Source organism: Bacillus sp. EB106-04-02-XG92 (assembly GCF_058791995.1).
This window is the reverse complement of sequence record NZ_JBYTEA010000014.1, coordinates 98,319-122,039: the sequence shown is the minus strand read 5'-3', so window position 1 is coordinate 122,039 and position 23,721 is coordinate 98,319. Positions and strand designations below refer to the sequence as shown.

23 protein-coding genes, 2 pseudogenes and 1 riboswitch are annotated in these 23,721 nt (G+C 36.0%); of the genes and pseudogenes, 19 read left to right on the top strand and 6 right to left on the bottom strand.

Annotated features, from left to right (window positions below; all coding sequences use genetic code 11):
• The first annotated feature begins 124 nt into the window (after positions 1 to 124).
• The 7 genes from rraA to AC3WVA_RS25245 all read left to right on the top strand — a co-directional run bounded on the left by rraA (position 125) and on the right by AC3WVA_RS25245 (position 7,704).
• Positions 125 to 604 (top strand): ribonuclease E activity regulator RraA, encoded by a 480-nt coding sequence (gene rraA / locus AC3WVA_RS25275; protein WP_098521483.1) that lies wholly within the window; start codon positions 125 to 127, stop codon positions 602 to 604.
• Between the two features lie 338 nt (positions 605 to 942).
• Entirely contained in the window at positions 943 to 2,709 is a 1,767-nt protein-coding gene (locus tag AC3WVA_RS25270) for a DUF4430 domain-containing protein (protein WP_098881580.1), read from the top strand.
• Positions 2,710 to 2,766: 57 nt separating this feature from the next.
• Positions 2,767 to 3,588, top strand: a complete 822-nt coding sequence (locus AC3WVA_RS25265; protein ID WP_098345559.1) for a DUF4430 domain-containing protein — start codon at positions 2,767 to 2,769, stop codon at positions 3,586 to 3,588.
• A gap of 22 nt (positions 3,589 to 3,610) precedes the next feature.
• On the top strand, positions 3,611 to 4,489 hold the full coding sequence (locus AC3WVA_RS25260; RefSeq protein WP_098881581.1) for an energy-coupling factor transporter transmembrane component T: 879 nt from the start codon (positions 3,611 to 3,613) through the stop codon (positions 4,487 to 4,489).
• Complete coding sequence (locus AC3WVA_RS25255; protein WP_098345561.1) at positions 4,468 to 6,123, top strand: ABC transporter ATP-binding protein; 1,656 nt, start codon at positions 4,468 to 4,470, stop codon at positions 6,121 to 6,123. Before AC3WVA_RS25260 ends, AC3WVA_RS25255 begins: the two co-directional genes overlap by 22 nt.
• Positions 6,096 to 6,797, top strand: a complete 702-nt coding sequence (locus AC3WVA_RS25250) for an ECF transporter S component (RefSeq protein ID WP_098668464.1) — start codon at positions 6,096 to 6,098, stop codon at positions 6,795 to 6,797. The genes AC3WVA_RS25255 and AC3WVA_RS25250 overlap by 28 nt, the downstream gene beginning before the upstream one ends.
• Before the next feature lie 184 nt (positions 6,798 to 6,981).
• A complete protein-coding gene (locus AC3WVA_RS25245; RefSeq protein WP_098881583.1) occupies positions 6,982 to 7,704 on the top strand; it encodes a YwiC-like family protein in 723 nt (240 codons plus the stop codon).
• Positions 7,705 to 7,736: 32 nt separating this feature from the next.
• Here the strand turns inward: AC3WVA_RS25245 and AC3WVA_RS25240 are convergent, their stop codons facing one another.
• The gene (locus tag AC3WVA_RS25240; protein ID WP_000544998.1) at positions 7,737 to 7,928 is read right to left on the bottom strand and encodes a hypothetical protein; all 192 of its coding nucleotides are present in this window, start codon (positions 7,926 to 7,928) and stop codon (positions 7,737 to 7,739) included.
• Positions 7,929 to 8,050: 122 nt separating this feature from the next.
• Positions 8,051 to 8,149: riboswitch (SAM riboswitch) on the top strand.
• A gap of 101 nt (positions 8,150 to 8,250) precedes the next feature.
• On the opposite strand from AC3WVA_RS25240, the gene AC3WVA_RS25235 reads away from it, so the two are divergent.
• From AC3WVA_RS25235 to AC3WVA_RS25220, 4 genes are all read left to right on the top strand, one after another.
• Entirely contained in the window at positions 8,251 to 8,508 is a 258-nt protein-coding gene (locus AC3WVA_RS25235; RefSeq protein WP_000171477.1) for a hypothetical protein, read from the top strand.
• A 253-nt stretch (positions 8,509 to 8,761) separates the two neighbouring features.
• On the top strand, positions 8,762 to 9,151 hold the full coding sequence (locus AC3WVA_RS25230; RefSeq protein WP_098881584.1) for an SWIM zinc finger family protein: 390 nt from the start codon (positions 8,762 to 8,764) through the stop codon (positions 9,149 to 9,151).
• A 23-nt stretch (positions 9,152 to 9,174) separates the two neighbouring features.
• Positions 9,175 to 9,750: an NAD(P)H-dependent oxidoreductase gene (locus AC3WVA_RS25225; RefSeq protein ID WP_071758736.1), complete on the top strand. Its 576-nt coding sequence runs from the start codon at positions 9,175 to 9,177 to the stop codon at positions 9,748 to 9,750.
• Positions 9,747 to 10,100 carry a group-specific protein gene (locus AC3WVA_RS25220; protein WP_098345564.1) on the top strand — a complete coding sequence of 118 codons (354 nt, stop codon included), beginning with the start codon at positions 9,747 to 9,749 and terminating at the stop codon, positions 10,098 to 10,100. Before AC3WVA_RS25225 ends, AC3WVA_RS25220 begins: the two co-directional genes overlap by 4 nt.
• Before the next feature lie 40 nt (positions 10,101 to 10,140).
• On the opposite strand, the gene AC3WVA_RS25215 is transcribed toward AC3WVA_RS25220, so the two are convergent.
• The gene (locus tag AC3WVA_RS25215; protein ID WP_098521491.1) at positions 10,141 to 11,487 is read right to left on the bottom strand and encodes a short-chain fatty acid transporter; all 1,347 of its coding nucleotides are present in this window, start codon (positions 11,485 to 11,487) and stop codon (positions 10,141 to 10,143) included.
• A 406-nt stretch (positions 11,488 to 11,893) separates the two neighbouring features.
• Here AC3WVA_RS25215 and alo point away from each other — a divergent pair, with 406 nt between their 5' ends.
• The 4 genes and pseudogenes from alo to AC3WVA_RS25195 form a co-directional block, all read left to right on the top strand.
• The gene (gene alo / locus AC3WVA_RS25210; protein WP_098881585.1) at positions 11,894 to 13,432 is read left to right on the top strand and encodes an anthrolysin O/cereolysin O family cholesterol-dependent cytolysin Alo; all 1,539 of its coding nucleotides are present in this window, start codon (positions 11,894 to 11,896) and stop codon (positions 13,430 to 13,432) included.
• 322 nt (positions 13,433 to 13,754) lie between these two features.
• Positions 13,755 to 14,984 (top strand): serine hydrolase domain-containing protein, encoded by a 1,230-nt coding sequence (locus tag AC3WVA_RS25205; protein WP_098881586.1) that lies wholly within the window; start codon positions 13,755 to 13,757, stop codon positions 14,982 to 14,984.
• A 744-nt stretch (positions 14,985 to 15,728) separates the two neighbouring features.
• Positions 15,729 to 16,487, top strand: a pseudogene (locus AC3WVA_RS25200) (DUF7225 domain-containing protein).
• A gap of 57 nt (positions 16,488 to 16,544) precedes the next feature.
• Positions 16,545 to 16,757 (top strand): annotated as a pseudogene (locus tag AC3WVA_RS25195) (DUF5360 family protein); the annotation flags it as partial.
• A 153-nt stretch (positions 16,758 to 16,910) separates the two neighbouring features.
• Here AC3WVA_RS25195 and AC3WVA_RS25190 read toward each other — a convergent pair.
• Entirely contained in the window at positions 16,911 to 17,456 is a 546-nt protein-coding gene (locus AC3WVA_RS25190; RefSeq protein ID WP_000066848.1) for a transcriptional regulator, read from the bottom strand.
• A gap of 125 nt (positions 17,457 to 17,581) precedes the next feature.
• Here AC3WVA_RS25190 and AC3WVA_RS25185 point away from each other — a divergent pair, with 125 nt between their 5' ends.
• From AC3WVA_RS25185 to AC3WVA_RS25175, 3 genes are read left to right on the top strand one after another with little or no spacing between them, the layout of a single operon-like run.
• The gene (locus AC3WVA_RS25185; RefSeq protein ID WP_098345572.1) at positions 17,582 to 17,821 is read left to right on the top strand and encodes a PLD nuclease N-terminal domain-containing protein; all 240 of its coding nucleotides are present in this window, start codon (positions 17,582 to 17,584) and stop codon (positions 17,819 to 17,821) included.
• Positions 17,818 to 18,723, top strand: coding sequence for an ABC transporter ATP-binding protein (locus AC3WVA_RS25180; RefSeq protein ID WP_098345573.1), 906 nt, complete (start codon positions 17,818 to 17,820; stop codon positions 18,721 to 18,723). Before AC3WVA_RS25185 ends, AC3WVA_RS25180 begins: the two co-directional genes overlap by 4 nt.
• The gene (locus AC3WVA_RS25175; RefSeq protein WP_098345574.1) at positions 18,720 to 19,508 is read left to right on the top strand and encodes an ABC transporter permease; all 789 of its coding nucleotides are present in this window, start codon (positions 18,720 to 18,722) and stop codon (positions 19,506 to 19,508) included. The genes AC3WVA_RS25180 and AC3WVA_RS25175 overlap by 4 nt, the downstream gene beginning before the upstream one ends.
• Positions 19,509 to 19,562: 54 nt before the next feature.
• Here AC3WVA_RS25175 and AC3WVA_RS25170 read toward each other — a convergent pair whose 3' ends face one another.
• The 3 genes from AC3WVA_RS25170 to AC3WVA_RS25160 all read right to left on the bottom strand — a co-directional run bounded on the left by AC3WVA_RS25170 (position 19,563) and on the right by AC3WVA_RS25160 (position 22,556).
• Positions 19,563 to 20,822 (bottom strand): serine hydrolase domain-containing protein, encoded by a 1,260-nt coding sequence (locus tag AC3WVA_RS25170; protein WP_098881588.1) that lies wholly within the window; start codon positions 20,820 to 20,822, stop codon positions 19,563 to 19,565.
• A 102-nt stretch (positions 20,823 to 20,924) separates the two neighbouring features.
• Entirely contained in the window at positions 20,925 to 22,124 is a 1,200-nt protein-coding gene (locus tag AC3WVA_RS25165; RefSeq protein WP_048525207.1) for an MFS transporter, read from the bottom strand.
• 15 nt (positions 22,125 to 22,139) lie between these two features.
• On the bottom strand, positions 22,140 to 22,556 hold the full coding sequence (locus AC3WVA_RS25160) for a MarR family winged helix-turn-helix transcriptional regulator (RefSeq protein ID WP_141539692.1): 417 nt from the start codon (positions 22,554 to 22,556) through the stop codon (positions 22,140 to 22,142).
• 174 nt (positions 22,557 to 22,730) lie between these two features.
• On the opposite strand from AC3WVA_RS25160, the gene phaZ reads away from it, so the two are divergent.
• Entirely contained in the window at positions 22,731 to 23,648 is a 918-nt protein-coding gene (gene phaZ / locus AC3WVA_RS25155) for an intracellular short-chain-length polyhydroxyalkanoate depolymerase (RefSeq protein WP_492322254.1), read from the top strand.
• Positions 23,649 to 23,721 lie beyond the last annotated feature (73 nt).

Sequence of the window (23,721 nt, the reverse complement as noted above, 5' to 3'; positions counted from 1 at the left end):
CTTCCTAAGGCAATAGTTTTTCTATCCTTTTCTTACGCATACAAATTCTTGCAACATTAGACAGGGAAACGAAAAGAATCCAAGAATATGTTATATAGAAAGAATAAGGAAAAGAGGGGAAAAGATGTGGAAAACTACGGACCTATGTGATGAGTTTGAAAAGGAATTACAAATATGTCGCCAGTCTTTTCGATCTTTTGGGAAGAAAGAACAATTTTACGGGAAAATTGCAACGGTGAAAGTGAAGGATGATAATGTACTAGTGAAAGAAGGATTGCAAACATTGCCAGAAGGAACGGTATTAGTTGTTGATGGCGGCGCGTCTACAAATTGTGCGTTACTGGGCGATAATTTGGCAACTATTGCGGAGGAAAGAAAGCTGGCAGGGATTATTGTAAATGGATATGTTCGTGATTCTAGTGAACTAAAGAATATTAATATTGGTATTTTAGCGTTAGGGACGATGCCAAATAGAAGTGTAAAAGAAGGAAAAGGAGAGCGGAATATTTCATTGCAATTTGGACAAGTAGAATGGAAGCCGAATGAATATGTATATGCGGATGAAGATGGCGTCATTATTAGTGAAAAGAGTTTGCATCGTTAAAGGTTAGTAAGTTACTATTCTTAGAAAATAAATCCGATAAAGCATGGACAAAATTCTTTGTCAATAGTAAAATAATACAGAAATTTATAATTAACAGAATGTATAGGTTTATCGTTTTACGATAAATTGAATGGAAGTCAGTTTTGCCTAGAAAAGTGAATGTTATCACAATGATACGTTCATAAACAAAATTATTTTTCCTATACAAATATAGCCGCGAATGATGCGGGTCGGAGGTGTTGCGCAGTTTGTTCGACACTTACAAAAAAAGAGTGTCAATTGCACGCCCTTGAAGGGCCTTTTTTTGTGTAAATAGTAGTAAGGGAGGAAATTTTGGGATGGCAATGTTGAAAAAATGGCTGCTTACGTCGTTAATGGCAGTTACACTCGTATTTGTTTCTTTTGCGAATACAGTACATATTACGTTTGCTGAAGGAAATACAGCAAAACTTGCAATTATTGGGGAATCACAAAAGGGCATTATGTTATGTCCAAAAGAAGAGCAAATTAAAGATGGGGAAACAGCTTTAAGTTTGTTGCAAAAGGTCATGGGGGACAAAGTAGAATCTGAAACAATGTCGTTTGGAACATATGTAAAAGGCATCGACGGTTTAATGGCCGGGGCTACAAGTGGTTGGACGTACGATGTAAATGATACATCTGCACAAGTTGGGGCAGATAGTTATAAATTAGACTCTGGTGATGTTGTTGTTTTCCGCTTTGTTTCAGACTGGAGCAATATGAGCCAGGAAACATTACAGCAAACATTAGATAAATTTGGTACTTGTAAAACTGTAGAAGAACCAAAGACAGATGATCCAAAACAAGAAAAACCAGAAGAACCAAAAACGGATGATCCAAAACAAGAAAAACCAGAAGAACCAAAAACAGATGATCCGAAACAAGAAAAACCAGAACAACCAAAAACAGATGATCCAAAACAAGAAAAACCAGAACAACCAAAGCAAGAGAACATTCAAATTCCGGAAGCGCAAGTAAATGACGCAATCTCTAAGACATCTGAAAAGATGTTACAAGATGGAATTGAAAGTGATTGGGTAGCTTTAGGCCTTTCTCGTTCTGGAAAGAATGTTCCAATTGAGGCGAAATTAAATTATATTAAGTCTGCAACTGAAAAAGTAGAAAAGCGCATTAACCGTTTTTCAGCGACAGATTTAGCTAGAACGATTATTATGATGAATGCAATGCAAGCAGATCCTACAAAGGTTGGCGAACATAATTTAGTTCAAAAATTGTACGAATCAGATAAAGTAAATTCTGTGACAGGTTATACATTTGCTTTACTTGCATTTGATACGAAGAAATATGAAGTGCCAGTGAATTCAAAATGGAATCGAGTTGCTTTAGTAGATGCGCTATTAAACGCACAGCATACAGATGGTGGCTGGACTTACGATAGCGCAAGTAGTAAAGACAGTGCTAGTAGCGTTGATGTAACAGGTATGGTTTTATCAGCATTAGCTCCTTATCAAGATCGACCAGATGTGAAGCCAGCTGTAGAAAAAGCTGTTGCTTATTTATATAAAGAACAGTTAGACAATGGTGGTTTTTCTGCTGATGGACAAGAAAACTCTAATAGTGTTGCGCAAGCAATTATTGGATTATCACTTGTGAAAGATGTAGATCAAAACCGTCTACATAAGGCAGTGCAAAATCTACTGTCATACCAACTTCCAAATGGTGAATTTAAATGGTTACCAAGTGATCAAAATGGTAGCGGAATGGCTACAGAGCAAGCATTATTAGCTTTACTTCAGTTTAAAGATCTTGGGAAATCGATTTATGACTGGTCAAATGTATCTGTTCCTGAAATCGATACGAAACCAAATGTAGATCCAGAAAATGTTGTAGTAGAAAAAGAAGTTACTGAACAATCAGAAGAACAAAAACAAGTACAACAAGAAACGAAAGATGACACTCTAAAAGTTGTTGTTGATAACGAACCAGTTAAAAGCAAAAAATCCGGAAATGGTAGCACGTTACCAAAAACAGGAGCATCTTCTCATAGTGCAGCTACAGAAGTAGGTATGGGTGTATTATGTATTGCTTCTGCATATGTATTATGGAGACGTAAAGCAGCTTAACAAAAATTAGGAGCAATTATTTGCTCCTAATTTTTAATATGAAAGGTGAGAGACAACATGAGTAAGATGAAGTGGTTTATTTCTTTAATGCTTTCACTTGGGCTACTTGCCGGATGTGAAGAGGCAGCTGTAAAGCCTGAGAAAAAAGTAGAACCAAAGCAAGAAGAGGTAGCAAAACAAGAAGAGAAAAAAGATGAAGCGAAACCGGAAGAAAAGCCGGAGGAAAAACAAGCTGAACAAGAGCAAAATAAGCAAGACGAACAGAAAGAGAAACAAGAACAAAAAGTAGAAGAGAAGCCGAAAGAAGAAAAGCCACAGGCACAACCGGAAGTAAAGAAGGAAGAAAAACCGCAGGAACAGCCTGCTACTAAGCAACCAGAACAGCAAAAAGCACAAGAAGAGAAACCACAACAGCAACAACAACCGAAAGCACAAGAAGAAGCGAAGGTTGTGAATCAGCCGAAAGAAACACCGAAGCAGGAGCAGAAGGTTGATCCGAATAAAGAGGAGAAAACGATACCGACTCCAACTGTTCCAAAGCCAGAACCATCAAAACCAGATCCAGTACCAGTACCTAAAGCAAAACAAGTTACGATTTCAGTAAAAGGTAATGAAGGATATTTATTAGGAGCAAAAAAGGTTGATGTACAAGAAGGCGATACAGTTTATAAAGTATTGCAGCGTACAGGATTAGATGTGGATGCGAGTGGATCTAAAGGTGATATTTATGTAAAAGGGATTAATGATTTATATGAAAAAGATGTTACCGCTACAAGTGGATGGAAATATCGTGTGAACGGTGCGTTTCCAAACTATAGTGCGGGTGTAGTTACAGTAAAACCAGGCGATACAATCGAGTGGGTGTTTGTATTAAAATAAGAAAGGCATTCGGTAAAGGACTATGAAAATAAGTTTTTCTTCTTTACATCCTTTTGTGAATTTTTTCTATTATATCGGGGTGATGATACTATGTATGATGTGTCTTCATCCTCTTTTTTTAATTGGAGCAATACTATTAATTGTTATAATCAATGTGATGCAAGGGAATAGCGAAAAGATTAGAAAGATGTTACCGAGCACAATCGTTTTCTTTTTGATGGTCATTTTATTTAATTCGTTATTAACGCATAGAGGTCGAACTACATTATTTTGGTTAGGTGATAGCCGTATTAAGCTTGAGGCGATCATGTTTGGAGTAGTAATGGGGTTATTACTAGTTGCGGTTATGTTTACGTTTGCTTCGTATAATGATATTATTTCAAGTCATAAATTTTTATATTTGTTTTCTAGAATTTCACCGAAAGTAGCATTGTTAACGATGATTACGGTGAGGTTTGTTCCTTTGTTTATGAGGCGATTACAGAAAATAACACTCGTCCAAAAGACAAAAGGTGTACAAGTAGATGCAGGTTCCATAGTGGAACGGGTGAAAAATGGTATGCAATTGCTGCAAGTATTATTAATTTGTTCGTTAGAAGATGCACTGCAAACAGCAGATTCTATGCAAGCGCGTGGATTTGGTGTAACGAAGCGTACGACATATATTCGGTATAGAATGGAAAGGCGAGATTGGTATACGCTCAGTTATTTAAGTATTCTACTTATCATTGCTATTATATGTAGTACGTATGGAGGAGGAAAGTTAATCATTTATCCGAGAGTTGAATCTATTCTATTTCAGCAATACGATGGAGCGATGTTTATCGTACTTACGATGTTTATTAGTCTACCAATTATAATGGAAGGAAGGGAGTGGCTATGGTGGCGCATGCAGAAATAAACAATTTATCATTTGTATATACTGATGAAAACGAATATGCGTTACAGCATATTTCTCTTTCTATTCAAAAAGGAGAGTTTATTGTACTTGCCGGCGGATCAGGCTCCGGCAAGACGACATTATTAAAACATTTTAAAAAGGAATTACTTCCAATCGGTAAGCTTACCGGGGATACATATTATGATGGTACTTTATTAGAAAATGTACCGGATTTATTATCTGCTCAAGAAATTGGCATGGTATTTCAAAATCCAGAAAATCAGCTCGTTATGGATACGGTCATTCAAGAATTAGCATTTTCTTTAGAGAATGTTGGATTACCATCACATATTATTCAAAAACGAATAGCAGAGCTTATTAACTTCTTAGGATTTCAAAATTTATTGCACCAATCTGTTCATACGTTATCTGGTGGGCAAAAGCAGCTTGTCAATTTAGCTGCGGTACTAGTTATGCAGCCAAAATTATTATTATTAGATGAACCGACGGCGCAGTTAGATCCAATTGCGGCAAAAGAGTTTTTAGGATTGTTAAAGCGTATTAACGAAGAACTTGGCATTACGATCGTTTTAAGTGAACATCGTTTAGATGAAGTGATACCACTTGCTACGCGTGTTATTTGTATGAATAATGGTCAAATCGTGTATGATGGAAATCCTAAAACAGTTATAGCAAACATGTGGGAAGTAGAAAAATTCCGTCCATTTATTCCGCAAATTCCAAGATTGTTTTTAGAGTGGAACGCGAAAGATATTCCGTTTACAGTGCGAGAAGCACAAATGAAAATCAATGATTTTTCAGCGATATCATATGTAAATAAGCCAATAGTACAAGGTGAAAAGCGAGAAGTCATTTTAAGTGCAGAGCATATTTCGTTCCAATATGAAAAAAATAGTCCGCATATTTTACGAGATTTAACCGTATCGATTGAAAAAGGAAAATGGGCAGCTCTCGTTGGAAAAAATGGTACAGGGAAGTCTACACTGTTAACGCTTTTAGCTGGATTACAAAAAGCGAGAAGAGGGAAAGTAAAGTGGAATGGGAAAGTGATACATAAAATTGATTCGAAAGAACGCTTTAAAAGTATTGGGTATGTATCGCAGCATCCATATTATCATTTTACATTTGATACAGTGTGGGATGAGGTGTATGAACGTGCACGTGAATTATACGGAGAACGAGGAAAAGAAATAGCAGAAGATATGCTAAAACAGTTTTGGTTATATTCGCTTAAAGAACGCCACCCGCATGATTGTAGCGGAGGAGAGCAACAACTACTAGCATTATGTACTACGTTACTATCAAAGCCGACTTTATTATTACTCGACGAACCGACAAAGGGATTAGATCCATGGAAAAAAGAACGAGTAGGAGAGCTATTTAGGAAGTTGCAAAAAGAAGGTACAACAATTGTAATGGCAACGCATGATATTGAGTTTGCAGCGAAGTACGTTGATCAATGTATGATGTTATTTGACGGAGCAGTCATTATGAACGATGCACCGAAAGAATTTTTTAGTGGAAACTTCTTTTATACAACATCTATCAATCGATTCATTCGAAAAGAATTGCCATATGCATTAACGTGGGAGGATGTGTACGAAGCGTGTCCAAACGATATGTTGCATTCATAATATGCATTTTTGCAGTAATAATAGGTACATTACTCTTTACGACGCTTATCATGGATGGTTATTACATGTTAAGTAGTTTGTTTTTATTGGTTGTTATTATGTTACCGTTTTATATTCGCTTTGAAAGAAAGGCGTTTGTTTCACGTGAAATTGTGCTCGTTGCTGTGTTAGCAGCAATTGCAGCAGTTAGCCGCGTACCATTTTCTCTTTTACCAAGTGTACAACCGACTTCTTTTGTCATTATCGTTTCTGCAATTGTGTTTGGGAGTGAAACTGGTTTTATGATCGGGGCAACAGCGGCCATCGTATCTAACATTTTTTTAGGACAAGGCCCGTGGACGCCGTGGCAAATGTTTTCGTGGGGGATGATTGGTTTTATAGCTGGATTATTACGTAATACATTTTTAATGAAAAAGCTATGGGGAAGACTTCTATACGGATTATTTGTTGGATTTTTATTTGGCTGGATTATGAACTTATGGGGGCTTCTCGGGTTTATACGTGAGGCAACGTGGGAAGCTATCGTTTCGTATTATATCGCAAGTTTTTATTTCGATTTGAGTCATGCCATTTCGAATGTTATTTTCTTACTACTATTTAGTACGTCTTGGATTACGATTCTTACGAGATTTAAAAAGAAATATGGCATATTAGATAAGCATAACATGGCATAGAAAAGCATACTCATATAAGGTAGGGTCGCGACTTACATATTCGTTTGCCTCTTTCATGCTTCTTACATATTGTAAGGAGCATTTTTTATTGTCAAAAAATTGATCCAATATACTTCCTTTATTATATAAGATTATTTGTATAATAGTAGGTGAGAAATGTTTTCGAAGAGGAGGTGTATAGTTAATGAAGTTAGTTATTCCGAAGCAACACGGTGCATGGGCCATGCTCGTTATACCATTTCTATTAAGTGTCATACTTGGGAAACCTACTATGTATCATATTCCGTTGTTTTTAGCTTGGTTCTTTATCTATTTAGCTACGTATCCATTTCTTACGTACATAAAGCAAAGACGAAAAAAAGAGTTTTTACACGCTGCAATAGTATATTTTATGATCGCTTTCGTATTTGGGATGATTTCTCTATTATATGAATGGTGCATTCTTTTATTCGTAGCAATAATGATCCCATTATTTATAGTAAATATGTATTACGCTCGTCAAAAAAATGAAAGAGCATTATTAAATGACGTTAGTGCAATTATTGTTTTCTGTATAGGTGGTTTAGTTAGTTATTATTTTTCAATGAAACTGATAGATAAAACTGCATTATTTATTGCGCTTATTTCATTTTTATATTTTTTAGGAAGTACATTTTATGTGAAAACGATGATACGTGAGAAAAATAATCCGAAGTATCGCCTTATATCATGGGGTTACCATATTCTATTAACAATCATCGTATTTGCTATCAATCCGTGGTGCTCCCTTATTTTTATACCGAGTGTCATTCGAGCAATTATGTTGTACGGTAAAAAGATTTCTATTATAAAAGTAGGGGTTTTAGAAATTGTTAATTCTGTATATTTTTTAATTATAACGGTAATAATTATGAAGTATGCCATTTGAAAAAACTTCCCACCTTATGATGGGAAGTTTTTTCAATCTTGTTCTAAAATGTGAACGGTGTAATCACAGCGTTGAATAGCTTGTTCGATCGCATAAAGGGATTGTTCAATACGTGCGCGATTAAAATCTTTTTCAACAGTTTGTAGCGCTGCTTCTAAACAATGTTTTGCTTCTTGTAATGATTGAAATGAATCTTGTACATATCCGCGAGCATTTTCGTGCATTTCATAATCCTCCTTGCATATTCATATATGTATAGTATGAACAGTAAAGGTGAAAATATTATTTGTTATATTTGTTTGACAATTAAAATGAAATTACGTATAGTAAGAATTAAGTGAATATTTTCTTATCCAGAGAGGTGGAGGGACTGGCCCGATGAAACCCAGCAACCGCGATGCAGGTGCTAATTCCAGCAGAACAAATTTGTTCTGGGAGATAAGACGAAGATATATACGTAACTTCTTCTTATCGGAGAGGTTTTTTTATTGCAAAAAAACCGATTACGAAAAATTTATATTAAGAAGAAAGGGGTTGCGAAGTACTGTGACACTCGAAAAATACGTAAAACTGCGTAGTACAGTTTATGAATATATGATAGAGCAAGATAAGCCAATATCATTGTTAGATATTCAAGAACATATCGTTTCGCATCATGAAGGAAAATTCACGAAAAAGATGTTACATCAATTTTATTTATCAAGACTATTAGATGAACTGAAACTGGATGGGAAAATTACATTAGCTGATGAATATCTCTATACGGAAAAAGGGGTATTTTATAAGGCGGGAAAAGGGAGCTAAGCTCTCTTTTTTTTGAAGTATGTAGAGTAAAAGACTGCTTAAGCAGCCTGATACAGGGAATGGTGTTGAGTGTGTAGTGTCAAAGATTGAATGTGCCTGAAAGAGGCACTTCATATCGGCTGCAAATGAAAAGAGACACCTTCGCCGAATAGGTGTCAGTTGTTTTGTCATATAGACTTGCTATTTGACAGTTATTAGAATAACATGCAGGGGCTCTAGAAGTCAAAAGGGAATTAAAGGAAGAGGTGTTTTTATGTACGCTTATTTATTAAAAGAGTTATATAGCTATATTCCGAAACACATTATTGATAGAGGTTATGAATATTATGAAGAAGGACATGTAGAAGATCTTGAAATACATAATAATAGAGTATTTGCGTTTGTAACTGGTAATGCAGGGAATTATGAAGTAGTGATTGAACTGGAGGATTTTTCGGAAAGTAGCTGCGAATGTCCATATGAAAACTATTGTAAACATATGGCGGCAGTTGTTTATGATATTCAAGGCACTGGTGAGAGTACGGTAAAAGAGAAACTGAAAGATTTAGACAAGAAAGAGTTACTTACCGTATTAAATCGTTTATTACAAAGTTCGAAAAACGTGCAAATTGTAGAGAGAATGTTAAAGAAGGGGAAACTTTAACTTATAGAGGGAGTTGTTTTGTAGTGAATGTACTGATTGTATACGCTCATCCTAGTCCTTCCAGTTTTAACGCAGCGATTTTAAAGCATGTGCAAAAAGGTTTACAAGAAACAGATCATTCAGTTACGGTACTTGATTTATATAAAGAACAATTTGATCCAGTCCTTGTATTTAATGAGGAGAAGAAAAGACGTGATTTAGTAAATGAAGAAGAAACAGCTCGGTACAGAACGTTAGTAGAAGAAGCAGATACGCTTCTCTTTATATATCCAGTATGGTGGTGGGGGATGCCTGCAATTTTAAAAGGATTTATTGATCGTATTTTCGTTGCTGGATTTGCTTATAAATATGAAGGTGCCCTGCCGAAAGGATTATTGAAAGGTAAGAAGGCGTGGGTAATTAATACATTAGACTCACCGTTATGGTACGTCGCACTATTATATCGATCAGCAGATTGGATTATGATGAAGAGAGGTGTTTTACGTTTTTGCGGAATTCGCGATATAAAACGGTCAGTTTTTCAATCTGTGAAAACGAGTAAACGAGAGAAGCGGGAAAAGTGGTTATTACAAATTGAAGAAAAGGCTCGTACATTATGAATGAAATCAATCGTATTATAAAATGTTGTGGGTACGATAACGAACTTTTGCGAAAGTATATTACATGTCTACTTCAATTGAAGGAATGTAGCAAAACATTTCAGCAAATTCAAATAGAGTTAAGAAATGATTATTTAATAAGGGGAATTTGTGAAAGAGAAGTTGATGAAGTAGTACGGGGAAGTAAGGAATATGAAATACATTTTCGTCCTAAAGCGTTACAGTGGAATTTCCTTAAGAAAAATCCACATCTAATCGAAAAAGTATGTGAAGACTTTTTTGCATTTGAGGCACTACATCTTACGGAGATAGAGTGGAAGATCGTGATAAATTGCATGGGAAATAAATAATTTATTATGTAAAAAAGCTAGTATAAAACTAGCTTTTCGTTTAGATAAATAAGAAACATAGACTAATGATAAAACCTGCATATAGTAAGTTAACAACGCAAAATCCCATAATATCACGAGCACCTAAACCAGCTATTGCTAATGCCGGTAATGCCCAGAAAGGTTGAATTAAATTCGTCCAAGCATCGCCCCACGCAATTGCCATTGCTGTTTTTGCAGCAGGTACACCAAGTTCAGCGCCAGCTGGAATCATAATTGGTGCTTGCACAGCCCATTGACCGCCACCAGATGGAACGAAAATATTAACGATGCCAGCACTTAAAAAAGTAAAGAGCGGGAAAGTCGTTTCGTTTGAAATACTAATAAAGAAATTCGAAATAGCCCCTCCAAGTGAAAGTCCTTCACTATTTGCTCCAATCATCATTCCCATAATTCCAGCATAAAACGGAAATTGAAGTAAAATGCCAGAAGCACTTTTCGTAGAATCTGAAAAGGCGCGAATATATTGAATCGGAGTGCGATGGAAAATAAGTCCAGCAATTAATAACATAAAAATCACGATATCGAGTGTAAGATTAAAGCCTTTCGTATAAAAGTAATTGAAAATATAAATGAGACCTAACAATCCAACGCAAAGTGTAATAATGATGCTATTTTCCATTTTTTCAGCGAACGTATTGTTTCCTACTTCTTGGGCAGCAGCTTCTTCATGGAATACGCTAGGGTCTACCGTAATTGTATGTTTTTCATCCGGATGCATCGCTTTATTAATGAGAGGCATTGTAACGAGAAAAATAATAACTGGTACAAGTGCGTATGGTGAGAATAACGTTTCTGTTATTGGGATCGCTTCTTTAATACTGCCAGCTGTCGTTTTAATTAACGTTTCGCCGCCTGTTGCTAACGTAAGAGGAATAGAAGCAGAAAGCCCCGCATGCCAAATGAGAAATCCAGAGTAAGAAGAGGCAATGGCTAGTCTATAATCTAATCCTTCCAGCTGCCGTGCAACTTCTTTTGCATATAAAACAGATACAACAATACCAAATCCCCAGTTTATGTATGCCCCTAGTAAACTTACGATTGAAATGGCAATAATACCTTGTCCATTCGTTTTTGGTAGTTTTGCCGCTTTTGTTAATCCTTTTTTAATAAGAGGTGCGTTTGCTAAAGCAGATCCTGTCACGAGTACAAGTGCCATTTGCATAGAAAAGGCGAGCAGCCCCCAAATTCCATCACCCCAATGAGTGATCATTTCCACCGGTGTTTGATGAGTTGCAAACATGCCGAAGAAGATTACAAAAACAGTTAATAAACATGATAAAATAAACGGCTCTGGCAAGAAACGTTGCACTAAGGCGACGCAACCATTTGTAAAAGAACGAAACAAAATAGATCAACCTCCTTATGTATATTTATTACAATTATTCGAGGTTGTTTCGTTCATAACCTTTTATAATTAGAAAATTCTGATATTTTTATAGAGATTGAAATATTGTCAATAAGAATAGTACCACCATCACCCTGACAGAAAAAGTTGCTTTTCCTCAATATGAAATATTGCATATAAAAATGAATTGCTGCAAATGTAAAAGCTTATTATAATGAAAGCATAAATATACAACACATCTTAATACAGCAAAGAGGAGGAAGTAATATGGAAATCGCAATGGCATTTTTAAAATTTTTAGGTGGAGTAATTCCGTTAGTTCAAGAACTTTTAAAAGCGTTTATGTAAGTTTATTAGTTAGCTATCATGTATCAATCATTATTATATCTTACTAAAAAAGAACGGGGTGATTTTTCTGAACATTAAGAAAAAAAATAGAAAAAGAAAGTTCCTTGCATGTTTATTAGTTAGTCTATGCACTCTTAATTATTCATCTATTTCTTTTGCAGAAACACAAATCGGTAATGCAACCGATGTAAGCAAAAATGCTAGTAGCATTGATACTGGCATAGCAAATCTTAAATATAATAATCAAGAGGTTTTAGCTGTAAATGGTGATAAAGTAGAGAGTTTTGTTCCGAAAGAAAGTATCAATTCAAATGGTAAATTTGTAGTAGTGGAACGCGAGAAAAAATCACTTACAACGTCACCAGTCGATATTTCGATTATTGATTCTGTAGTGAATCGCACGTATCCAGGAGCTGTACAACTTGCCAATAAAGCATTTGCAGACAATCAACCGAGTTTATTAGTGGCTAAGAGAAAGCCTTTAAATATTAGTATAGACTTACCTGGCATGAGAAAAGAAAATACAATCACTGTCCAAAATCCGACATATGGTAATGTGGCTGGAGCAGTAGACGATTTAGTATCTACTTGGAATGAAAAGTATTCCACAACACATACGTTACCCGCAAGAATGCAGTATACAGAATCTATGGTTTATAGTAAATCACAAATCGCAAGTGCTCTTAATGTTAATGCTAAATATCTTGATAACAGTCTAAACATTGATTTTAATGCGGTTGCAAATGGAGAGAAAAAAGTGATGGTAGCGGCATATAAGCAAATATTCTATACCGTAAGTGCTGAGCTACCTAACAATCCATCCGATCTGTTTGATAATAGTGTTACTTTTGATGAGTTAACTCGTAAAGGAGTAAGTAATTCAGCTCCACCTGTTATGGTTTCAAATGTAGCTTATGGTAGAACGGTTTATGTAAAATTAGAAACAACATCTAAGAGTAAAGATGTACAAGCTGCTTTTAAAGCGTTACTTAAGAATAACAGCGTCGAAACGAGTGGACAGTACAAAGATATTTTTGAAGAAAGTACCTTTACGGCTGTCGTATTAGGCGGAGATGCGAAAGAGCATAACAAGGTTGTTACAAAAGATTTCAATGAAATCCGAAACATCATTAAAGATAATGCTGAATTAAGTTTTAAAAATCCAGCATACCCAATTTCATATACAAGCACTTTCTTAAAAGATAATGCAACAGCTGCTGTTCATAACAATACAGATTATATCGAGACGACAACTACAGAATATTCAAGTGCTAAAATGACACTTGATCATTACGGTGCTTACGTTGCTCAATTTGATGTATCTTGGGATGAATTCACATTTGATCAAAATGGGAAAGAAGTACTAACACATAAAACATGGGAAGGTAGTGGCAAAGACAAAACGGCTCATTACTCTACAGTTATCCCTCTTCCACCAAATTCAAAAAATATAAAAATTGTAGCAAGAGAATGTACAGGTCTTGCATGGGAATGGTGGAGAACAATTATTAATGAACAAAATGTTCCATTAACAAATGAAATAAAGGTTTCAATTGGAGGAACAACATTATACCCAACTGCTACTATTAGTCATTAGGTTGGAGTAAAGCGCCCTGTTTATAGGGCGCTTTTTTATTTGTTTGAAAGAATATCGGTGTTTTTAGATGTATCATAATCAATTCGCAAATCTTGTAATCGTATTTTTTTATGGCTGTATCAATGTTATTAATGATTGCATTCCCCTGTATTAAATCCCCATAAATGTAGCCTATCTTAGGTTGATAGTGATGCATGGTGTCTCCATGTATATAAAAGCATTTTGTCGAAATTATTAAAAAGGGGAATTTTTCTATTTGAAGAACTAATAATTGATTGTCAATATGTATTAGAAATCTCAATCTAAACTAAAGGAGAACAAAATGGGACAAAACAATAAGGGCTTTTCTGAAACAGGATTGCGCAAAATGCGCAATATATTGGCGCGGCATGTCGATTCTGGAAAGATTCCTGGGCTCGTCGCCTTAGTCAGCCGAAACGGCGAGACGCATGTCGAAGCGCTTGGAACAATGAGGCATGATGGTGGTGCACCAATGCGTCGGGACACGATTTTTCGATTGGCGTCCACTAGCAAGCCAATCGCAGTTTCACCAGTAATGGTTCTGCTCGATGAGTGCAAACTGCATTTAGACGACCCAGTAGACAAATGGCTACCGGAACTCGCCGACCGGCAAGTATTGAAACAGCCCGATGGCCCGCTAGAAGAGACCGTCCCAGCCCGGCGTCCTATCACTGTACGAGACTTGTTGACCTCCACATTCGGGCTCGGAGTGGATCTCACGTTGATGGGCTCTCCAATCATGAACGCGTTCTTCGAGAGTGGGATATTCGACACGCCAGGGCAGGATATGCCCGATCCAGATGAGTTTATGCGTCGCCTAGGTGGACTTCCGCTAAGCTATCAGCCCGGAGAGCGGTGGCAGTATCATATCAGTATAGAAGTAATCGGCGTTCTTGTTGCCAGGGTCACGGGTCAGACGTTCGAGTCGTTCTTGCACGAACACATATTCGATCCGCTAGGAATGAAGGACACTGGATTCTACGTACCTCAGCTCAAGATTGATCGGCTTCCACCAGCCTTCAACCCCAATCCGCAGACAGGTGAATTCATCGTGTGGGATGAGGGGGCGGGTGGACGTTATAGCAAACCTCCAGCATTCCAAGCAGGCGGTGGTGGACTGCTTGGAACCGTCGACGATTATCACGCGTATTTGCAGATGCTTTTGAATAAAGGGATGCACGGTACTAAACGGATCCTGTCTAGGCCCGCAGTCCAGCTGATGACCACCAACCGTCTTACTCCGGAACAACAAGTATACCGAGACGATTTGGCCAAAAATAACGTCCATTTGTCGTTCGGACAAGGGATCCAAGGTGGCTGGGGCTTTGGGATGGCGGTGCGTACCTATCTTGGAGACTACGCGTCTATTGGTCAATTCGGCTGGGATGGGGGAACCGGTACTTCAGCTTACGCTGATCCAGATAAACAGTTTATTGGAATTCTGTTCACCCAGGTTGGGATGTCCACTCCGGCCCCATCGCATCTTATCCAAGACTTCTGGACTACGGCCTATCAAGCAATCGAAGACTAGGGTATGTTTAAAGGAAAACGCCAAGACGGATAGATAATCATAGGCTTGATGGCCACGATCAACACCATGGTTAAAAGTTAGGATAGGACCGTGTTGGAAGTACTGCGGTAACAGTTGGGCATTATTAATAATAGCACAACAAAAAATCCTCTTGAATGCAAGAGGATTTTTTTATTGGGAATAGTAAGGACGAGAGGAGGTGCATTACATATGGGAAAAGGTAGAAGTAATAATGCTGGTAAAAAACAACCGAATTTCGATGATTCATCTAATTTCGCTAAACAAAGCCAACCGACAGAAAAGAAGAAGAAGTAAAAAAAAGGATCTCTCTTTATCAAGAGAGATCCTTTTTTATATATTGACGTTTCAGCACAACATATCGATTGCTTAACCAAATAGTCATACATGCAAAGCTTAAACTCCTTCGATAATATTATTGTCCTGTTTTTTTATAAAGCTTCTTCACGTTTACCTTATTTAAAAAGCTAATACAAAAAAGACGCGTTTCCTAAATAAAAAGAGCTCTTAATGGAGTAATATCTTTATTTTGAGCCTTTAATAAAATTCTCCAATTTATATTTTACTCTATTAGGCTATGAAATTTAAGTGATTAAATGTAAAATTTATATAGATGGTTATATAAAAATAAAAACATCGATTACGTTATTCTACAATCGAGTCAAATTATAGAGTAAAGGTTGTACTATGGCTAAAAATATTGATAAGCATGAGGAGAGGATTACATTGACTATTTATGAGCAATTTATAGAGGCTCTTAAAGAGAGAATAGGCGATACTGTAACGTTTGCAGAGATAAAGGACAGATTAATAACAAAATTTAATACGAAACCTGGGAGTATTAATCCTGCTGATTATTGCTATAACCGTTATAACAAAGGGAGAGTGTTTAATAAAAATTTGTTCATATATATAAATAAAAAAACTTATAGATATGTAGGTGGAAATTATCCTTATACAGGATTAGTTTTTCATAAACCTAAAGGGGCAGATTGTGAATCTATTGTAGGTGAGTGGGATAATGGTAAACTCCTTTTTTATAAGGATAAGGATAAGGATAAAATAGGAATCTCACAAATCAAAAAGTTATATGAGGCATACTTTGAAATGTTACGATTTGAAATGAATGTTCTTGGTTGAAAGGCGACTGAATTAAGGCATCTTATAGGTCGTCTAGGTGAATTTTTTTGTGTCCTTTACACGAATGGTGAGCTATCCAAAGTGACGAATCAGCATGGATATGATGTTATCAAAGAAGGGAGAAGAATAAGTGTTAAAACAACTGCCCAAGAAAAAGGGTTTATCACGATAAATCAAAACACATTTGACCAATTTGATGACTTCTTCGTAGTTCAGTATAAAGATGATGATTTGAAACTATTATTTTATGGGCCAAAGGAAGAGATTCCATCACTTAGACCATATGGGAATACTTATGAGGTTGATATAAATTCTTTAAAGAGAGTAGAAAAGACACTCGTATAAGGGTGTCTTTTTAGCAGAAGTAAGCAGCTCCAACGATGATTATTCAGCTTTGTAATTTGGAGCCACTTTGCGTTCTTATCATTAATTTTAACTTTTTGTTCAGGATTACAAGCTCTAGCATTTTGGACAATCCGTTTAGATTTCGATATTTCTTGGTGGATTCCTAATTTATATTTATTAGTTTACCCATGCTTCTTTTTAAAAAGTGTTTGGAGGGAGTGTGGATGGTATGAGACGAATATGAGAAAAGAAAGAAAAGAGTTCATTTAATATAAGAAAGACAGGATCTTTAAGCGCATTCGAATTTCTAACTCAGTTTTTCGCTAGCCATAGATTAGAAGTCAAAACAATTTCTGAAATGAAGACAGCCGATGATTCCTATGGTAAGGAAGCATCGGCTTGTATTATGTATATTGAGTTAGTTCACGTTTCTGGAATAATTGTAATAGCGACGGTCCGAACAGGGGTCTCTTTTTCGTCACCTTTATTTTGGGTATGGTAGTATTTATTCATTAATTCGTTAAGTTCGTTTTGAAAGCTCATAAAGTGTTCTTCATCGAGCTTTAAGTCCACAACAGAAAAAGTAGCACTATCTTCTTGATTGTTTTGTTCCTCTAATTTCTTAAGGTAACTTTGATATTGTGTCATAAGTGATAACTGATAATAAGAAATGTAGTTTAACTTTTCATCATCAGACAATCCTTTCCACTCACTTCCTTCAATTTTTGCATCTTCTTCATTGATTGCGTAATATTTTTCAGAAACAGATTTCACCTTTTTTTCTTTAATTACATGGACGATACCAGAATCAACCATAGTTTGTAGCTGTCTATATAGTGTTGCTTGTGGCACATTTTTAATGATTTTTACCATTTCTAATGGTGTTAGTCCATCTTCCTTATTTCTCATTAATACTTGGCAAATCTTCATTCTTACTGGATGCATTAAGATTTCAACTTTATTACTCACTATATCACCTTATTCATTATTTATTCTCATTATAAATAATGAGAATAATGTTTGCAATACATCTGCTCTTGATTTATCATTATTATTATCAATAATGATAATGAGTTTAGGAAGGAATGATAAAAATGCAACTACATTATGGATGGAATGATCTTAAAGACATGGATATTATGGCGTTTCTCCCAATCATATTGCCGGTTATTGCAGTGGGAGCACTTTTAGTTTCTATTGCGTTAATTGATTTATACCGACATAGAAATACAAGAAAAAATGTCCTTGTATGGACGCTAATTATTCTTTTTGTTAACGTATTGGGACCTATTCTGTACTTTGTTATAGGGAGAAAGGACGGTGAGAAATTATGAAATTAGAGATTAAAAATGTAACAAAATCATTTAAAGGAAAAATTGCTGTCAATACTTTCTCGATGGAACTGCAATCAGGGGAATGTGTAGGGTTAATCGGACCAAATGGAGCAGGGAAATCCACATTAATAAAAGTAATTTCGGATATTATGAATCCAGATGTTGGCGAAGTCTTATTGAATGGGATAAAAATATCAAAAATGAAAAGGGAAATTGGCTACTTACCGCAATACCCTAATTTTTTTCATTGGATGACGGCGCGAGAAACCCTTATGTTTATGGGGCAACTTTCAGGGATGAAAAAAGAAGTGTTGTCAAAGTCGATACCAGAAATTTTGGAGAAAGTTGGATTAAGTGGAGAAGAAGGTTCAAAGGTGAGTACCTTTTCTGGGGGAATGAAACAAAGACTTGGTATTGCACAAGCATTATTGCATAAACCAGCGCTTATTGTCATGGATGAACCGGTATCTGCATTAGATCCAATAGGCAGAAGGGAAGTATTAAATCTAATTGAAGAAATAAAAAAAGATACGACTATTTTATTATCAACCCATATATTGAGTGATGCAGAAGAGATCTGTGAGCGATTTGTCATGATTAAAGATGGAACAAAGATAGAAGATACAACAATTACTGAGCTTTTACACCGCAATAGTGAAAATAAATTAATCATTGAAATTACAGCTAAAGATCGAGAGTGGATTGACGTTGTAAAAAATTTGCCCTATGTGAAGGACGTAGAGGTGATAGGACTTAAAGTCAAAGTGAAGGTTGAGAGTATTGAAATAAATAAAAATATGTTACTGCAAAATGCACTCGAACATAAAGTGGACATCGTTAAATTTGAAATGAGCAACGATACGTTAGAAGAAATTTTCTTGAAATTGGTGGTGCAAAAATGAATAAATCAATGATATTGATAAAAAAAGAATGTGTTCAAATGTTACGTGATTTTAAGATCATTTGGCTACCAATTGTTTTTATATTTTTAGGAGCGACACAGCCAATAGTAACGCATTACTTACCATCCATTTTAGGAGCATTAGGTGGAGGGCAGGGAATTACCATTGATCCAAGTATGACAGCACAAAAAGGAGGCGAAGTACTAGCGAGTACTTTGGGGTCTCAGTTTGATCAGCTCGGACTTATGATTCTAGTAATCTCTATGATGGGTGCCATTCAAACAGATAAAGCCAATGGTATGTTAGCCTTTATTTTAACAAGACCTGTTACGGTTACTTCGTATATAGCTGGGAAAATAGTATCAAATTATGTAATAGTAGCGCTTAGTGTAATGATTGGATACTTTACCTCTTATCTATATACAAACTATCTTTTTACTGTTGTTCCGTTTTCGTACATGATTACTGGATTACTATTTTATTTAATTTGGGTTCTTTTTATCGTATCTTTCACAACTATGATAAGTGCTATTTTTCACAGTCAAGGTATTATTGCACTCATTTCAATTGCTTTTCTTTTAGGTTGTAGAATAATCGTCGGTTTGATTCCAATAGTAGATCAGGTTAATCCAGCCAGTATGAGTAAACATGCAATGGAAACGTTAGTCACGGGGGCAGTAAATTCAAATGCAATAATTAATGGATTACTAGCTATAGTTTGGATTTTATTGACACTCTTCGTAACGTATTATTGGATTACGAATAAAAAGTTTAAGGATGAATAACCATGATGGGGGGAATGGATTCAAATAAAACACCTTGGCAAGAAAAAGCTTCCACTACTGTGGAAGCTTCTCTAAATGATGGGCAATATCAATATACATATTGGAGTAAACAGAATGTATTTCATTACTTGGCGTAGCGTTAGAAGAGAAGTGGACAATGACCATATTTGCTTTCGGATCGATGTAAAGTGTTTGTCCGTAACTACCTAACACTTCAAAAGCACCTTGTTCATTGTGCGGGATCCACCATTGATTATGATAAGAAATGGAAGCGCCAGGGCCAACTGCAAGTTCACCTTCTTGGACATTTTTTATATCTTCAGTAATAGAAGAAGGGAGAATTTGTTTTCCGTTATAGTCCCCGTTGTTTAATAGTAATTGCCCGAATCTAGCCATGTCTCTAGCGGTTGCATTTAAGCCAGCACTTGCTTGTTCTACTTTCGTTTCATCTGTAACGTAATACGCGTTTTCTTCCATACCAATTTGAGACCATATGCGCTCGCTAACATTTTCCGCTAATGATTTACCTGTGATCGTTCGAATCACCCAAGCGAGTGTTTCCGCTGATCCGTTATCGTAAGAAAAATCGGAACCAGGCGGTGCAGTTTCTTCTGCTTCTCGTAACATATCATAAATTTTCATCGGCCCGTCGTAGTTTTTACCTCTAGGTAAAATATTGCTCGCTAAATATAGTTGTGCATCTTGATTTTCTAACGCTGGATGTTCATATCCGTGAGTGGGGTACTGTGCAGAAACTTGCATGTCCATTAATTGCTGCAGTGTCGCTTTTCCGAACGGTGTATTTTTTAATTCTTTTATATATGTGTCAGCCGTTTTTTCTAAGTCAATACGGTTTTCTTCAGCGAGAGATTGTATTATTGCTCCGGTAAATACCTTTGCTAATGACGCCATGCCATGCGGTTCGCTCTCGTTATAGCCATTGAAATATCGTTCATATACAAGTTGTCCATTGTGTACAACGACAAAAGCATCCGTTTTGTTATCGTCTAAAAGGTTTTTTAGAGGAGTTGTATTTCCAAATCTACGCGCCACAGCAAAATCGTCTAAGTTTTGCGATGCGGTAGAGAAGTGGAAAACTTGATCCGGGTTATTTTTCACCTCGTTAATTAAAGTGAATTCTTTCATATGTGTATACGACCAGCGTAAGTACGGATCATCTAACCAATTTTTCTTCGTCACGTTATTTTTCGATGGGATTGTTTTATTATGCTTGAAGTATGTAAAACCGAGCCCTGTAATTACAAATATAAATGTGATTATGAGTAAGAGTAGGGGAGATTTTTTAAGATTCATAGGGGTCCCTCCTTTTTTTATTTCTATTATAAGTATACGCTTCTATTGAAAGAAATACAAAATAAGGAAAGTAAACGGGGAAGTTTACTTTCCTTATTCATGTTAAGCGGAAACTTTTCCGTCTGTATGTTGTTTCTTGAATTTTTGTTTTCGTCCGTGTAATCCATAATAGAGAAGTAAAGTGAACGCAACGATAATAGCTGCGATGAAATACATATTATGGTAACTTGATTTCGCTGCGACGATACCTAAAATGAAAGAACCAAAGCCAATACCACTATCAAAGAATGAGAAGTATGTAGCTGTCGCAGAACCACGTCGGTGATTTGGAGCGGCAGAAATCGCAATCGTTTGGAAACTAGGAATTAATGTTCCATAGCCTAAACCGATTAACATACCTGCACCAAGGAACCAAAATGAAGTTTGTGCTTGGCTTAAAATGAACATCCCAATTGTGAAAATAATGATAGCAGGGTAAACAAGTACATTTTCACCGAAGCGATCAAAAATCTTACCTGTAAATGGACGAGAAATTACAACAACAAGTGCGTATAAAATAAAGAAGTAACTTGCAATGTCAGCTAAACCGAGCTCTTTTGCATAAATAGGAATAAAGGATAAAATGCCACTATAAGAAAAGGCTAAAACAAATCCTGTAAGAGCGATCGGAATAGAAGATGGTTCAAGTAAGTCTTTCCATTTCATTTTTTCTTGTTTTTGTTTCTTTACTGGTGCTTCATGCGGAATATTTACAAGTAGTCCTAATAAAAATGCAAGCAATGAAAATACGGAACAAACGATAAATAATACTGTAAATGAAAAATGAGAAATAATTGTTAAACCTAAAAAAGGACCAATTACCATCGGCAGACTCATGAATACGCCGAAATAGGCAAGTGCTTCGCCGCGTCTATGAGCTGGCGCAACATCTGTGACAATCGTACCCGTTGCAGTTGTTGCCATACCAAAGCCAATGCCGTGTAAGAAGCGAAGGGCAAGTAATAAAAATAAACTTTGCGCACCGAAATACATAACAGTAGCGGCTAAAAATAAAGAAAGTGAAATAAATAATATTTTCTTTCTTCCTAAATCATCGAGCCATTTTCCTGTAAATGGTCGACATAAAACAGATGAAATAAGAAAAACAGTTGCAACTAAACCAATTTCCTCAGGTTTTCCTTTTAGCCCGTCTATTACATAGACAGGCAAAGTAGTCATAAGCATATAAAATGTTAAAAAGAGAAATAGACTACTAAAACAAGTTCCGAGGAAATCCTTCGTCCAAAGTTTCTCACTTTGCATCGTCATCCCTCCAATTTAATCTAGATTTTTAATAATTTGTTGTAACACTTGAAATGCTTGATGTAACTCCTCTTCGTTAATACCTTCTAGCGTCTTTTCTTCGAAAGTATCAACTTCTTCTTGCCATACCGGAATCATTTTTATCGCTGTTTCTGATAAAGAAATAAGCTTCTCACGGCGATCTTTTCCTTCTGTACGAATAATCCATCCCATCGTTTCCATACGTGTTAACGTACGAGTCATCGTTGGTGATTCAACATTTAAATACTGGCATAACTCTGTTTGTGTACAAGAACCAGTTTGATTGATGCGGAAAATTACAGCCCATTGCGCACTAAATAACCCAGTGGGAGATACGCGTTCATTAAATTTCTTCGTAAACTTGCGAGAAGTCTGGCTGACAATGTGAAAAAAATGTTGTTTTTCGTCCATGTATTTTAATCCTTTCAAATTAGTTACCTAGCTAACTATATACTTTTTTATTATAATTGTCTAGTAACAGACATGTTGATTTATGTAAAAATTTCGCATAGGTTTTATGTTGCGAACGTACATTCTGCATGCTATTCTTTAATTAAGTAAAAAATTTTCTTTCTATTAAAAAGAATGGGGGAACTTGTGATGATTAAGCCTGCAACAATGGAGTTTGTTTCACTATCGAACGGAGAAACGATTGCGTATCAGGAAGTTGGAAGGCAAAATACAGAAATTCTTGTACTCATTCACGGGAACATGACGTCGTCACAACATTGGGATTTAGTTATTGAAAAGCTGCAAAATCAATACCATATTTACGCTCTTGATTTAAGAGGATTTGGCCAATCAACATATAATCAATCGATAGATTCATTACAAGACTTTGCAATAGATGTAAAACTATTTGTCGATCAATTGAAGCTAGAGAAATTTTCATTAATGGGCTGGTCAATGGGCGGTGGTGTTGCGATGCAATTTACAGCGAATCATCCAACATTTGTAGAAAAGTTAATTTTAGTAGAATCAGTGGGCATGAAGGGATATCCAATTTTTAAAAAAGATATAAACGGGCAGACGATCGTATCAAGTTTAGTAAAGACGAAGGAAGAGGTTGCACAAGATCCAGTACAAATTGCTCCAGTGCTAGACGCGATAAAAAATATGAATAAATTATATTACCGTACAGTATGGAATTTATTAATATATACACATAATCAACCGGAACCGGATCGTTATGAAAAGTATTTAGATGATATGTTAACGCAGCGTAATTTCGTAGATGTAAATTATGCGCTCATTACATTTAATATTTCAGATGAACATAACGGGGTTATAGAGGGAAATAAGAAAATTCATCATATTAAAGCTCCAACACTCGTCATACAAGGTGACAGAGATTATGTCGTACCGCAAGTAGTCGGTGAGGAATTAGCAAAACATTTACCGAATGCAGAGTTGAAAGTGTTAGAGGATTGCGGACACTCACCGTTTATAGATTGTTTAGATGTATTTATAAAACATGTAGAGGATTGGTTAGAAGATAAGTAGGGTGAGGAAGAAGTTAGATGAAATGTGTCTAGCTTCTTTTTTGTGGGAAAAAATTATTTCATCCACTAGTTCT

Bases quoted from the DNA above. Each gene is read 5' to 3' on its own strand.
- AC3WVA_RS25240 (WP_000544998.1), bottom strand. From the start codon at position 7,928: ATGCACGAAAATGCTCGCGGATATGTACAAGATTCATTTCAATCATTA.
- AC3WVA_RS25220 (WP_098345564.1), top strand. From the start codon at position 9,747: ATGAATGAAATCAATCGTATTATAAAATGTTGTGGGTACGATAACGAA.
- rraA (WP_098521483.1), top strand. From the start codon at position 125: ATGTGGAAAACTACGGACCTATGTGATGAGTTTGAAAAGGAATTACAA.
- phaZ (WP_492322254.1), top strand. From the start codon at position 22,731: ATGGGGGAACTTGTGATGATTAAGCCTGCAACAATGGAGTTTGTTTCA.
- AC3WVA_RS25255 (WP_098345561.1), top strand. From the start codon at position 4,468: ATGGTGGCGCATGCAGAAATAAACAATTTATCATTTGTATATACTGAT.
- AC3WVA_RS25170 (WP_098881588.1), bottom strand. From the start codon at position 20,822: ATGAATCTTAAAAAATCTCCCCTACTCTTACTCATAATCACATTTATA.
- AC3WVA_RS25230 (WP_098881584.1), top strand. From the start codon at position 8,762: ATGTACGCTTATTTATTAAAAGAGTTATATAGCTATATTCCGAAACAC.
- AC3WVA_RS25185 (WP_098345572.1), top strand. From the start codon at position 17,582: ATGCAACTACATTATGGATGGAATGATCTTAAAGACATGGATATTATG.
- AC3WVA_RS25175 (WP_098345574.1), top strand. From the start codon at position 18,720: ATGAATAAATCAATGATATTGATAAAAAAAGAATGTGTTCAAATGTTA.
- AC3WVA_RS25160 (WP_141539692.1), bottom strand. From the start codon at position 22,556: ATGGACGAAAAACAACATTTTTTTCACATTGTCAGCCAGACTTCTCGC.
- AC3WVA_RS25180 (WP_098345573.1), top strand. From the start codon at position 17,818: ATGAAATTAGAGATTAAAAATGTAACAAAATCATTTAAAGGAAAAATT.
- AC3WVA_RS25260 (WP_098881581.1), top strand. From the start codon at position 3,611: ATGAAAATAAGTTTTTCTTCTTTACATCCTTTTGTGAATTTTTTCTAT.
- AC3WVA_RS25205 (WP_098881586.1), top strand. From the start codon at position 13,755: ATGGGACAAAACAATAAGGGCTTTTCTGAAACAGGATTGCGCAAAATG.
- AC3WVA_RS25245 (WP_098881583.1), top strand. From the start codon at position 6,982: ATGAAGTTAGTTATTCCGAAGCAACACGGTGCATGGGCCATGCTCGTT.
- AC3WVA_RS25165 (WP_048525207.1), bottom strand. From the start codon at position 22,124: ATGCAAAGTGAGAAACTTTGGACGAAGGATTTCCTCGGAACTTGTTTT.
- AC3WVA_RS25265 (WP_098345559.1), top strand. From the start codon at position 2,767: ATGAGTAAGATGAAGTGGTTTATTTCTTTAATGCTTTCACTTGGGCTA.
- AC3WVA_RS25270 (WP_098881580.1), top strand. From the start codon at position 943: ATGGCAATGTTGAAAAAATGGCTGCTTACGTCGTTAATGGCAGTTACA.